Below are 11,614 nucleotides of genomic sequence, written 5' to 3' on the forward strand. Positions count from 1 at the left end.
GGCGATGGCCGGACCAAGAGGAACCGCAATGAAGACCATCGGCCTTCTCGGCGGCATGAGCTGGGAGTCCACCGCCAGTTACTACCGCGCCCTGAACGAAGGGGTGAAATCAGCCCTGGGCGGCCTGCATTCGGCCCGGATTGTCCTCTACAGCGTCGACTTTGCCGAGATCGAGGCCATGCAGGCCCGCGATGACTGGGAGGGCGCCGCCCGGCTCCTGTCACAAGCGGCCCGGGGCGTGCAGGCCGCCGGTGCCGATTTCCTGATGATCGGCACCAACACCATGCACCGGGTGGCGACCGATATCGAAGCCGCCGTCGACATTCCCCTGCTGCACATCGCCGACGCCACGGCGGAGCGGCTGATGGCGGATGACGTTGAACGGGTGGGGTTGCTGGGCACTCGCTACACCATGGTCCAGGATTTCTACAAGGGCCGCATGACGGACCAATACGGTCTGGATGTGCTGGTGCCGCCGGAGGATGAACAGGACGAGATCCACCGAATCATCTTCGAGGAGTTGTGCCTGGGCCGGATTCGGGAGGCGTCGCGGCTGAGCTTACTGTCCAGCATCCAGGCCCTGTACGAGCGTGGCGCCCGGGCGGTGATCCTCGGTTGCACCGAGATTGCGCTGCTGGTGCGTCAGGGTGACACCGGCGTACGCCTCTACGACACCACCGCGATCCACGCCGAACGGGCCATCGAATGGGCCCTGTCCGACGTTAAGGTCTGAGCGCCGCAGCGTTTGCCGGGCTCATCGGCCCCATGGCCGGACATCCCTGTTTTCCCCGACACCGATCTCTTCGACCGGCATTGGCCAGGCAGCGCCTCAATGCGGGACGGCGTGCCGGTCGTGGAGCACTTCGCGGTAGCGCTGGTAGATGTCGTCGTAGCGGCGGCGGTTGTCGGCGTCGGGGACGCAGTGAGTCGCGCTGTCCAGCTTGACCAGCCGTCGGCACAGATCGGACAGCGGCGTGCCCGGTCCGCGCTCTGAAGCATCGCACCAGGCGGCCTGGATAGCGGCGCCCAGGGCCGCGGATTCGCTGATTTCCGGGCACACCACCTCGGCACCCAGGGTGTCGGCGACGATCTGGCGCCACACTGGGCTGCGGGCGCCGCCACCGGTCAGGCGGATCTGGCTGGCGTTGCGGGCCAGGCCGCCCAGATGTTCCAGGCCGTAACGCAGTCCGAAGGTGGCGCCTTCCACCACAGCCCGGCACAGATTGGCCGGCGAGGTATTGAGGCTGGTCAGGCCGACGAAGCTGGCGCTGGCATGGGGCAGCATGGGCACCCGCTCGCCGTTGAAGAAGGGCAGGATGGTGACGCCTTCGGCGCCGATCGGCGCCGCCGCCACGTGGTCGCTGAAGTGGGCCAGGTCCAGTTTGAGCAGCTTGCGCACGAGGGTTGTGGCCGAGGTGACGTTCATGGTGCAGGCCAGTGGCAGCCAGCCGTCGCAGCTGGCGCAGAAGTTGGCCACCATGGCGCTGTCGCTGTGCACCGGTTCCGGGGAATAGGCGTAGACCGTGCCGGAGGTGCCCAGGCTGACGGTCACCAGCCCCGGTTCGATGTTGCCGGTGCCGATCGCCCCCATCATGTTGTCGCCGCCGCCGCTGGATACCAGCACATCCCCGGCCAGGCCCAGCTTGGCGGCCATCTCCGGGCGCACGGTGCCGGCGGGTTCCCGGGCGCCGATCAGTCGCGGCAACACTCGCTCCGGGTCCAGCTCCGGGGCAATGATTTCCAGCACGTCGTGACGCCACTGGCGGGTGCGGGTATCGAAATAACCGGTACCGGAGGCATCGCCGGCCTCGGCCACCCGCTCGCCGGTGAGGCGGAAATTCAGGTAGTCGTGGGGCAGCAGCAGGGTGTCGATGCGGCGGTAGGCGTCGGGGTGGGTTTCCCGCAGCCAGGCCAGTTTGGAGGCGGTGTAGCCGGTCTGCAGCACCAGCCCCAGCCGGTCGATGCAGCCGGCTTCGCCGCCCAGCAGCTCGATCAGGCGTGCGTTCTGGGGCGCGGTTTCGGTGTCGCACCAGAGTTTGGCGGGGTGCACCGGCTCGCCGCTGGCGTCCAGCGCGACCAGGCCATGCTGCTGTCCGGAAATGCCGATGGCCCGGATCGAGCGCGGATTCACCCGGGCCCGCTCGACCGCCTCGCCGAAGGCTTCCACGAACGCCTGCTCCCAGTCGGCGGGCGCCTGCTCGCGGCGCCCGTTCTCGCCTTCCTCCAGTCGATGGGGCCGGCTGGCTTCCCCCAGGATGCGGCCGTTGTCCACGTCCACCACAACGACTTTGGTGCTCTGGGTACCGCAATCGACGCCTACGTACATGTCATGCTCCTGTCCTCGCTGTCCGCACTGTATCGGGACTTCCAAGGATAGACCACAGCGCCGGTTGGGAGTGTCCGTCGAGCGATCACAGATCACCCCGCACCAGCGCTTCCACCGTGGATCGTGCGCCGTCGCTGTGCAGTCTGTTGAGAGCGGCCAGGTAGGCGTCGCGGAAGCGTGGCTCGCCGGCCAGGTCGCCGAACAGTTCCCGGTTCTCGATGAACGCCGTGGGGTGTTTGCGGTTGTCGGCGGCGATGGCCATCAGGCTGGCCTTGAGCGGGTCAACGACGTCGATGGGCTGGCCCGATTCGTCGGTGCCCTCGGCGTAGCGCGCCCAGCTGGCCACCACGGCGGCCGCCCGGTGCATGTCGCCGCCGGATTCCAGCTGGTGGCGGATCACCGGCAGCAGCCATTTGGGAATGCGGTCGGAGCTTTCCGCGCAGAGTCTGGCCAGGGTGTCCTTGATCTCCGGGTTGGCGAAGCGTTCGATCAGCGTGCGGCGGTACTGCGCCAGATCCACGCCGGGCACATCCGCCAGGGTGGGGCTGCCTTCCTGTTCCATGTAGGCCATCAGGAAGTCGACGAACAGCGGGTCCTGACACACCTCGTGGGCGTAACGGTAGCCCGCCAGGTAGCCGAAATAACACAGCGCCTGGTGGCTGGCGTTGAGCAGACGCAGCTTCATCAGCTCGTAGGGCTCGACGTCGGCCACCACCTGCACGCCGGCCTCTTCCAGCGGTGGGCGGCCGTCGACAAAGCGGTCTTCCAGCACCCACTGGGTAAAGGGTTCGCACACCACCGGCCAGTGGTCCTCCAGGTCGAAGCGGTCGCGCAGCTCGGCGATATCGGCGTCGGTGGTGACCGGGGTGATGCGGTCCACCATGGAATTGGGGAAGGGCACCGTCTGCTCGATCCAGTCCGCCAGCTCCGGGTCGCGCAGGCGGGCGTAGGCGGTGAACATGCGGTGGGCCACTTCGCCGTTGCCCTGGATGTTATCGCAGGACATGACGGTGAACGGCGGCAACTGGCGCTCCCGGCGCCGGCGCAGGGCTTCGGTGATCAAGCCGAACGCGGTTTTCGGGCGGGCCGGGTTGTCCAGGTCGTGCAGGATGTCGGGATGGCTGCGGTTGAAGTCGCCGGACACCGGATGCACGTTGTAGCCGCCCTCGGTGACGGTCAGCGAGACAATCCGAATGGCCGGGTCCACCATGCGTTCGATCACCGCGTCGGGATCGTCCGGGGCAAACAGGTAGTCCAGCATGCTGCCGATCACGCGGGCGTCGTAATGGCCGTCCGGATGCTTGACCACCAGGGTGTAGAGGTGGTCCTGGGTGGCCAGGGCGTCCTGCATGCGCCGGTCGCCGGGCATCACGCCGACGCCGACGATGCCCCAGTCCAGCGCCTGGCCCTGGTTCATCAGACTGTCCAGGTACATGGCCTGATGGGCGCGGTGAAAGCCGCCCACCCCGAAGTGGACGATCCCCGCCGAGACGGCGCTGCGGTCGTACCCGGGGACGGCGACGCCGGCGGCCAGTTCGTTGAGTGTGCTTTGGGACAGTCGGGTCATCGTTGCCTCCATGGATAGCGGCGTTAGTCGGGGCTCAGGTGGCGACGCGGGTGTCCGTGTTGGACCAGCGGATGTCCGGTTCAATGGACTCACGCTTGATCAGCGCCGCGTTGAGCATGTCCTTGTTGTGAGTGCGGTCGAGGGCGCCTGCTTCGTCCTGACCCATTTCCAGCCAGCGTTCGATCAGCCGGGTGACCAGTTCCCCGTCCGGCACGTCCAGGAACAGGGTCAGGTCGAACAAAGCGTGCAGAGGGCGCCAGGCGGGCTGGTCCAGCAGCAGATAGTTGCCCTCCACGATCACCACCCGGTGCTCCGGTGTGACGATGCGGGCGCCGGCCCGTGCCAGGTCCAGCGGCCGGTCGAATACCGGCACTGCGACGGGCGCCCGGGCCTGCCGGATACGCGCCAGGTCGTGATGCAGGCTGTCCGGGTCGAAGGTTTCCGGAGCGCCCTTGATGGCCAGTTGCCCGCGCGGCGCCAGCACCGCGTTGTCGAAGTGGTAGCCGTCCATCGGTACCACCACTGCGCAGTCGGCTTCCTGGGCGTTGAGCGTTTCCGCCAGCCGTTCCGACAGCAGGGATTTGCCCGCCGCCGGCGGTCCGGCCAGGGCGACGATCAACCGGCCTTTCTCCACGCAGGCGGCGCGGATGGTCTGGGCGATTTCGGCGATACTGGGTGTCATCGTTCGGTCTCCGGCAGGGGGATGGGGCCGGCTGGGCCCGCATCCGCGCTGCCTCAGCTCATCCAGTTGCCGCCATCCACATTCAGTGTCTGGGATACAACATAGTCGCTGTCGGCGCTGGCGAGGAATACCGCCGCGCCGGCATGATCCTCGGGCCGGCCCATCCGCCCGTAGGGCACCGCTTCGCCCACCAGGCGTTTCTTCTCGCCCAGGGGGCGGTTCTCGTATCGGGCGAACAGGGCGTCCACTTCATCCCACATGGGCGTGTCCACCACGCCGGGGGCGATGCCGTTGACGTTGATGCCGTACTGGATCAGGTCCAGCCCGCAGGACTGGGTGAGGCTGATCACCGCCGCCTTGGAGGCGCAGTACAGGCTCACCAGCGGCTCGCCGCGGCGGCCGGCCTGGCTTGCCATGTTGACGATCTTGCCGCCTTTGCCCCGCTCGACCATGGCCCGGGCCACCGCCTGCAGGGTGAAGAACAGGCCCTTTACGTTGACGCTGAACTGGCGGTCGTAGCTGTCCTCGGTCACCTCCAGCACGGGCGCCATGTCGAACACCGCGGCGTTGTTGACGAGGATGTCGATGCCGCCCCAGCGGTCGGTGACGGCCTTGATCATGCTGTCGATGGAGGTTCGGTCGCAGACATTCAGGGTCTGGCCCATCAGGAGTACCGCGTCGCCCCGTTCGCGTTTGAGGTCGGCCAGGGTGTCGTCGATGGCCTGGCGGTCGATGTCCGCCACGACCACGCGGGCGCCTTCGTCGAGGTAGCGTTCGACGATGGCCCGGCCAATACCGCGTGCGCCGCCGGTGATGACGGCCACCTTGTCCTGCAGTTTCATGGGCGTTGCTCCTCCGGTGCCGGGCCGTTGTCGCCCCGTTGCCGGCGCCATTCCGCCAACAGTTGGGGCAGGCCGGCCATGGCCGGCAGGGTGCGCCAGGCGCCGGCGCTTTCCAGGTGTTCGTGGTGGCCGTCCTCGATGTGGCTGGCACCGGTGAAGCCGATCACGGTCATGCCGGCGCCGCTGGCGGCGGTGACGCCGGAGACGCTGTCCTCCACCACCAGGCAGTCCTCCGGCGCAATCCCCAGTTCGCGGGCGGCCAGCAGATAGACCGCCGGGTCCGGTTTTGGCAGCGGCACCTGCTCGGCGGTGAACAGCGGCGCCTGTCCCAGCCAGGCGTCCAGGCCGGTGGTGCGCAGGGAGTTGCGGACCCGGAAACGGGTGGAGTTGGAGACGATCGCCAGCGGCAGGTCCAGCCGCGACACCACATCGGCCACGCCATGGATCGGCTGCAGCGACTGGCCCAACCGACCCTCGATGGCCGCATCGATGCGCGGCAGGGCATCGTCCGGCAGGGTGTGGACGCTAAGCTGCTCCAGGTGGCGCAGGATGTTGCCGGTGGTCATGCCCAGGGCGTTGCGCAGCACCGTGTCGGGTGCCAGGTCCGGCAGCCAGTCCCGCAGCATATCCACCAGGGTGGCTTCGGCGATCACCTCGCTGTCCACCAGCACGCCGTCGCAGTCAAAAATCAGGGTTTCCATGGGCGTCTCGCTTATGGGTTGCCGGAATCGGAAGGCGCCCGATTGGCCTGGCGATCAATGGCGGTCAGTGGGTGCTGCTCCAGGCTGGTCAGGGCCAGGCCGTCGTCGCGGAACAAATGGCCGCGGAAGGGCTGGAAGCCGAAACGGACGACGTCGCCCACCTTGTGTTCGATGTCGCCGTCGGCCACCACGGTGACAATGCCCTGTTCCATCTGGACGTACAGGGAGGTGGCTCCACCCAGCCGTTCGATCACCTGGATGCGTCCGCTCAGGGGGCCGTCGTCCGCCAGGCTCAGGTGTTCCGGGCGGATGCCCAACTCCAGCGACGCGCCGTCGGCCAGGTCGCTGCCGTCCACCGGAATCCGGCAGCTGGCGCCGCCGGGCAGTTCCACGTTGACTCCCTCGGCGTTGCTGTCGCGATAGGTGACGGCCATGAAATTCATGGTGGGCGAGCCGATGAACCCGGCTACAAACCGGTTGCGGGGGTGGTGGTAGAGCGCCATCGGGGAGCCGATCTGCTCCACGATCCCGCCCTGCAGCACCACGATCTTGTCGGCCATGGTCATGGCCTCGATCTGGTCGTGGGTGACGTAGATCATGGTGGCGTCCAGCTCTTCGTGCAGGCGGGCGAGTTCCACCCGCATCTGCACCCGCAGGGCGGCGTCCAGGTTCGAGAGCGGCTCATCGAACAGGAAGATGCTGGGGTTGCGCACGATGGCGCGGCCAATGGCCACCCGCTGGCGCTGGCCGCCGGACAGGGCGCGCGGCTTGCGTTCCAGCAGGTTCTCCAGTTGCAGGATGCGGGCGGCGTCCAGCACCTTCTGCTTGCGCTCAGTCTTGGGAATGCCCGCCAGGCGCAGGCTGAAGCCCATGTTGTCCTCCACCGTCATGTGCGGGTAGAGGGCGTAGCTCTGGAATACCATGGCCAGGCCGCGCTCGGCCGGGCCCACCTCGTTCATGCGCTGGCCGTCGATGAGGATGTCGCCGTCGCTGGTGCTCTCCAGCCCGGCGATCATACGCAGCAGGGTGGATTTTCCGCAGCCGGACGGTCCGACAAAAACGACGAATTCCCTGTCCTTTACCTCCAGGTCCACGCCCTTGATGACGTGGGTTTCGCCGAATTCCTTGATCACGTTTTTCAGTTGAAGCGTTGCCATGTTGAAACCTTTTTGTGCAGAACGGCTCTTGAAAACGGGCGCCGGAAGCCGCCTATTTGACCGCGCCGAATGTCAGGCCGCGGACCATCTGTTTCTGGGTCAGCCAGCCGAACACCAGGATTGGCGCGATGGCCATGGTGGACGCGGCGGAGAGCTTGGCCCAGAACAGCCCCTCGGGACTGGAGAACGAGGCGATGTAGGCGGTCAGCGGTGCCGCCTGGGACGAGGTCAGGTTGAGACTCCAGAAGGCCTCGTTCCAGCTCAGGATGACCGACAGCAGACCGGTGGAGGCGATGCCCGGCACGGTCAGCGGCAGCAGCAGGTGCCACACCTCCTGGAAGGTGGAGGCGCCGTCCATGCGACCGGCTTCGAGGATGTCCTTGGGCAGATCCTTGAAGAAGGTGTAGAGCATCCACACCACGATCGGCAGGTTCATCAGGGTATAGACGATGGTCAGCCCCAGCTTGGTGTCCAGCAGCCCGGTGTCCCGGAACAGCAGGTAGATGGGTACCAGCACGCCCACCGGTGGCAGCATCTTGGTGGATAGCATCCACAGCAGCGTGCCCTTGGTGCGCTTGGTAGGCAGGAACGACATCGAATAGGCCGACGGGATCGCGATGATCAGCGCCAGCAGGGTGGAGCCGAAGGCGACGACCACACTGTTCCAGGCGAATTTGAAGTAGTCCGCCCGCTGTTGCACCTCGGCGTAGCTGTCCAGCGTCGGTGAGAAAATCAGCGAGGGATCGGCCACCGCCTCGGTTTCCGTCTTGAAGCCGGTCAGCACCATCCAGAAGATCGGGAAGAAGATCACGAAGGCGATGACCCAGGCCAGCAGGCCGATGGCGAAGCGTTTTACGGTTGGATTGGTCATGATGCGCGCCTCACTCGTCCAGGTTCTTGGCCACCATCCGCACCAGGAAGATGGCAACGATGTTGGCCAGGATGATGGCGACCACGCCGCCGGCGGAGGCCATGCCTACGTCGAAATCCAGCAGGGCGCGGATGTAGATCAGGTAGGCCAGGTTGGTGGTGGCCAGGCCCGGTCCGCCGGAGGTGGTGACGAAGATCTCCGCGAACACGGTGAGCAGGAAAATCATCTCGATCATGATCACCACGCTGATGGCGCGCTTGAGGTGCGGCAGCGTGATGAAGAAAAAGATCGCCACCGGCCCGGCGCCGTCCATACGGGCGGCTTCCACCTGATCGTCGTCCAGCGACTGCATGGCGGTGAGCAGGATCAGCAGGGCGAACGGCAGCCACTGCCAGGCCACGATGATCACGATCGAGGTCATCGGCAGGGACGAGAACCAGTCCACCGGCTCGGCGCCGAACACACCCGCCAGCCAGGCCAGCACGCCGTTGGCCGGGTGCATCATCAGGTTCTTCCACACCAGCGCGCTGACCGTGGGCATGACGAAGAAGGGCGAGATCACCAGCACCCGGGCGATGCCGCGACCAAAGAATTCCTGCTGGAACAGCACCGCCAGCAGCGTTCCGCCGACCACGGTGATGACCAGCACCCAGCCGACCAGCAGCAGGGTGTTGAGCATGGCCGTCCACAGGGCCGGGTCGGTGAACAGGTATTCGTAGTTCTCCAGCCCGGCGAAGCCGGTCATGCCGGGCATCAGCAGGTTGTAGCGCTGGAACGAGAACCAGACGGTCATCGCCAGCGGTACGATCATCCACAGGAACAGCAGGGTGACCGCGGGCCCTTGCAGCGCCAATGGCCGCAGCCCGCCGACCGTGCGTCCGGCAGCTCGGGGTTTGTTCATGGTGGTATCCGGCTCGTTGCTGGGGCCGGGAAGCCCGGCCCGGGAGTTCAGGGTTCGATGCGGACCGGGAGACGCGGGCGCGCCTCCCGGGCGGCAGGGTCTACTTGATGTAGCCCGCACGCTCCATGGTGCGGCGGGTGGCCCGCTGAGCGTTGCTCAGGGCCTGCTCCACCGACATCTCGCCGGTCAGGGCGGCGGCGATCATCTGGCCCACCTGGGTGCCGACCGACTGGAACTCGGGAATGCTCACGATCTGCACCCCGGTGTAGGGCACCGGCTTGAGGGTGGCGTCGGTGGGGTCGGCCTCCTCGATGGCGTCCAGCACGAAGTCGGCAAAGGGTGCCGCTTCCTGGTAATGATCGTTCTTGTAAGTGGACTGGCGGGTCCCCGGCGGTACGCTGGTCCAGCCTTCCTTCTCGCCGACCATCGAGATGTACTCCTGGGATGTGGCCCAGGTGACGAACTCACGCGCCGCGTCCTTGGCGTCGGAGGACGACGGAATCGCCAGCGCCCAGGACCAGAGCCAGTGGGAGCCTTTCGGGGTCTGTGCCACCGGGGCCGGTGCGAAGCCGAGCTTGCTGGCGACGTCGGATTCGTCCGGATTGTAGAGCTTGCCGGCGGCGGAGGTGGCGTCCACCCACATACCGCAGTTGCCGCGGGAGAACAGTGCCAGGTTCTCGTTGAAGCCGTTGGAACTGGCACCGGCGGGACCGTAGTCGTTGAGCAGGTCGACGTAGAAGGTGATGGCCTCGTTCCAGGCCTTGGAATCGATCTCCGGATTCCAGTCCATATCGAACCAGCGGCCGCCGTACGTGTTCACCAGGGTGGTGACGAACGCCATGTTCTCGCCCCAGCCGGGCTTGCCGCGCAGGCAGATGCCCGCCACGTCGTTGTCGGGATCGTTGATCTTGCTGGCCCAGTCACGCACCTCGGTCCAGGTGGGCTGGTCGGTCATCTCGATGCCGGCCTTCTCGAACAGGTCCTTGCGGTAGTACATCATCGAGCTTTCGGCATAGAACGGCAGGGCGTAGGGTTTGCCGTCGTAGCTCAGGCCGTCGAGCACGGGCTTGATCAGATCGTCCGGCTTGTAGGCTTCGGGCAGGTCCTGGAGCGGTTCCAGCCAGCCGCGCTCGGCCCAGATGGGGGCCTCGTAGGTGCCGATGGTCATCACGTCGAACTGGCCGCCGTTGGTGGCGATGTCGGTGGTCAGGCGCTGGCGCAGTACGTTTTCTTCCAGCACCACCCATTCCAGGTCGATGTCCGGATGCGCTTCTTCGAAGGCGCTGGAGAGGCGCTGCATGATGACCATGTCATTGTTGTTGACCGTCGCCACGGTCAGGGTTTCGGCCTGGGCCGCGAGCGTTGAGAAAGCCGCAATGCCGGCGAGGGGCAGGGCGTGTTTGAGCTTCATGGCTTGCTCCTTGTGTGGGAGATCTTGGAATTGTTGTGTGAAGCCTGTGCTTGCGCGTTGTTTTGATCAATTGAATCTAGATCCGATCAAATGATCGGTCAAGAGCAAAAAAAATACAACCCGCGGGAAGGATGTCGGCCGGACCGGGGTCATTCCCTGACCTCCTGGTTGGTGATGCCCCGGTCGACGCCGTGCTCGACAACATAGCGGGCGGCGGTCTCGTCCGTGATCAGCCCCCGGATCCAGCGGCCGCGCAACGCCGCGAGAATGGCCGGTCCTTTCTCGTCGCCTCCGGCCAGCGCCACCAGACGCTGCTTGCACAGGGTTTCCAGCGCGGGGCTGGTGATGCGTCGGGTGATGGAACAGTCCACCAGGTGGCCCTGTCGGTCCAGGGGCCAGCCCAGCAGCTCGCCGACGGCGTTGCAGCCCAGCAGTTCGTCCAGCTCCGCTTCGTTGATGAAGTGGTCCTGGAACAGGGTGGCGTGGCGGTTGATCGGCCCCACCCCGATGAAGCCCACCTCGGCCTCGACGGCCACCTGGGCGATGGCATGGAACAGCCGCTGATGCAGCAGGGCGTCGCGCTCCTCCACCGATCCGGCCACCACCGGCGCCGGCAGCAGGAAGCGCTCGCTGGCGGTCTTGTCGGCCAGTGCCGTGACGCCGTCGTAGCGGTTGGATGAGCCATCCCGGGCGACATTGCCCACCAGCGACACAAAGCGGTGCTGGGGGCGCTCCATGCGGCTGACCGCTTCCACCATGGCACGCACGGTCCGGCCCGACCCCAGCGACAGGGTCAGCGGATCGCTGCGTTCCAGGTAGCGGGAGAGCCGGTCGCAGCCGGCCACCGCGATGTAGCGGGCGCTGCTGTGGTCCTCGCCGGGATCGGACGGCACCACGTCGCAGAACTCCAGGCCGAACTGGTCGCGGATCGCCTGGGACAGGATCATGCAGTTGGAGATCGGGTGATCGATGTGGACCTTGACCAGCCCTTCCTGGCGGGCCAGGGCGAGCAGGCGCTGCACCCCGGGACGGGACACCCCGAGCTGGGCGGCAATCTCGTCCTGGGTGCGGCCGCCGACGTAGGACAGCCAGGCGGCACGGGCGGCCTGGTCGAGTCTCAGTTCGAATTTATCCATCGCGGTTTTCGGGTTCCTTG

The 11,614-nt window shown here is 66.3% G+C and carries 11 protein-coding genes; 1 reads left to right on the forward strand and 10 read right to left on the reverse strand.

The window, feature by feature from the left end:
- The first annotated feature begins 28 nt into the window (after positions 1 to 28).
- Positions 29 to 733: an aspartate/glutamate racemase family protein gene (locus tag DKK67_RS03900; protein ID WP_111494580.1), complete on the forward strand. Its 705-nt coding sequence runs from the start codon at positions 29 to 31 to the stop codon at positions 731 to 733.
- 96 nt (positions 734 to 829) lie between these two features.
- Here DKK67_RS03900 and xylB read toward each other — a convergent pair whose 3' ends face one another.
- The 10 genes from xylB to DKK67_RS03950 form a co-directional block, all read right to left on the reverse strand.
- Positions 830 to 2,326, reverse strand: coding sequence for a xylulokinase (gene xylB, locus DKK67_RS03905; RefSeq protein WP_111494582.1), 1,497 nt, complete (start codon positions 2,324 to 2,326; stop codon positions 830 to 832).
- An 85-nt stretch (positions 2,327 to 2,411) separates the two neighbouring features.
- Complete coding sequence (locus DKK67_RS03910; protein ID WP_111494584.1) at positions 2,412 to 3,893, reverse strand: mannitol dehydrogenase family protein; 1,482 nt, start codon at positions 3,891 to 3,893, stop codon at positions 2,412 to 2,414.
- Between the two features lie 34 nt (positions 3,894 to 3,927).
- On the reverse strand, positions 3,928 to 4,575 hold the full coding sequence (locus tag DKK67_RS03915; protein ID WP_111494586.1) for a nucleoside/nucleotide kinase family protein: 648 nt from the start codon (positions 4,573 to 4,575) through the stop codon (positions 3,928 to 3,930).
- Between the two features lie 53 nt (positions 4,576 to 4,628).
- Positions 4,629 to 5,417 (reverse strand): L-iditol 2-dehydrogenase, encoded by a 789-nt coding sequence (locus tag DKK67_RS03920; protein WP_111494588.1) that lies wholly within the window; start codon positions 5,415 to 5,417, stop codon positions 4,629 to 4,631.
- Positions 5,414 to 6,118, reverse strand: coding sequence for an HAD family hydrolase (locus DKK67_RS03925; protein WP_111494590.1), 705 nt, complete (start codon positions 6,116 to 6,118; stop codon positions 5,414 to 5,416). The genes DKK67_RS03920 and DKK67_RS03925 overlap by 4 nt, the downstream gene beginning before the upstream one ends.
- Before the next feature lie 11 nt (positions 6,119 to 6,129).
- Positions 6,130 to 7,275, reverse strand: coding sequence for an ABC transporter ATP-binding protein (locus tag DKK67_RS03930; protein WP_111494592.1), 1,146 nt, complete (start codon positions 7,273 to 7,275; stop codon positions 6,130 to 6,132).
- Positions 7,276 to 7,327: 52 nt separating this feature from the next.
- Positions 7,328 to 8,146, reverse strand: coding sequence for a carbohydrate ABC transporter permease (locus DKK67_RS03935; protein WP_111494594.1), 819 nt, complete (start codon positions 8,144 to 8,146; stop codon positions 7,328 to 7,330).
- A gap of 10 nt (positions 8,147 to 8,156) precedes the next feature.
- Positions 8,157 to 9,047 (reverse strand): carbohydrate ABC transporter permease, encoded by an 891-nt coding sequence (locus tag DKK67_RS03940; protein WP_111494596.1) that lies wholly within the window; start codon positions 9,045 to 9,047, stop codon positions 8,157 to 8,159.
- Between the two features lie 100 nt (positions 9,048 to 9,147).
- The gene (locus DKK67_RS03945; RefSeq protein WP_111494598.1) at positions 9,148 to 10,458 is read right to left on the reverse strand and encodes an ABC transporter substrate-binding protein; all 1,311 of its coding nucleotides are present in this window, start codon (positions 10,456 to 10,458) and stop codon (positions 9,148 to 9,150) included.
- Between the two features lie 149 nt (positions 10,459 to 10,607).
- Positions 10,608 to 11,594, reverse strand: a complete 987-nt coding sequence (locus DKK67_RS03950; RefSeq protein WP_111494600.1) for a sugar-binding transcriptional regulator — start codon at positions 11,592 to 11,594, stop codon at positions 10,608 to 10,610.
- Positions 11,595 to 11,614 lie beyond the last annotated feature (20 nt).

It is taken from the genome of Marinobacter bohaiensis (genome assembly GCF_003258515.1).
Taxonomy (GTDB): Bacteria; Pseudomonadota; Gammaproteobacteria; order Pseudomonadales; family Oleiphilaceae; genus Marinobacter_A; species Marinobacter_A bohaiensis.

Coding starts and splice junctions, on each gene's coding strand:
- DKK67_RS03900 (WP_111494580.1), top strand. CDS start 29: ATGAAGACCATCGGCCTTCTCGGCGGCATGAGCTGGGAGTCCACCGCC.
- xylB (WP_111494582.1), bottom strand. CDS start 2,326: ATGTACGTAGGCGTCGATTGCGGTACCCAGAGCACCAAAGTCGTTGTG.
- DKK67_RS03910 (WP_111494584.1), bottom strand. CDS start 3,893: ATGACCCGACTGTCCCAAAGCACACTCAACGAACTGGCCGCCGGCGTC.
- DKK67_RS03915 (WP_111494586.1), bottom strand. CDS start 4,575: ATGACACCCAGTATCGCCGAAATCGCCCAGACCATCCGCGCCGCCTGC.
- DKK67_RS03920 (WP_111494588.1), bottom strand. CDS start 5,417: ATGAAACTGCAGGACAAGGTGGCCGTCATCACCGGCGGCGCACGCGGT.
- DKK67_RS03925 (WP_111494590.1), bottom strand. CDS start 6,118: ATGGAAACCCTGATTTTTGACTGCGACGGCGTGCTGGTGGACAGCGAG.
- DKK67_RS03930 (WP_111494592.1), bottom strand. CDS start 7,275: ATGGCAACGCTTCAACTGAAAAACGTGATCAAGGAATTCGGCGAAACC.
- DKK67_RS03935 (WP_111494594.1), bottom strand. CDS start 8,146: ATGACCAATCCAACCGTAAAACGCTTCGCCATCGGCCTGCTGGCCTGG.
- DKK67_RS03940 (WP_111494596.1), bottom strand. CDS start 9,047: ATGAACAAACCCCGAGCTGCCGGACGCACGGTCGGCGGGCTGCGGCCA.
- DKK67_RS03945 (WP_111494598.1), bottom strand. CDS start 10,458: ATGAAGCTCAAACACGCCCTGCCCCTCGCCGGCATTGCGGCTTTCTCA.
- DKK67_RS03950 (WP_111494600.1), bottom strand. CDS start 11,594: ATGGATAAATTCGAACTGAGACTCGACCAGGCCGCCCGTGCCGCCTGG.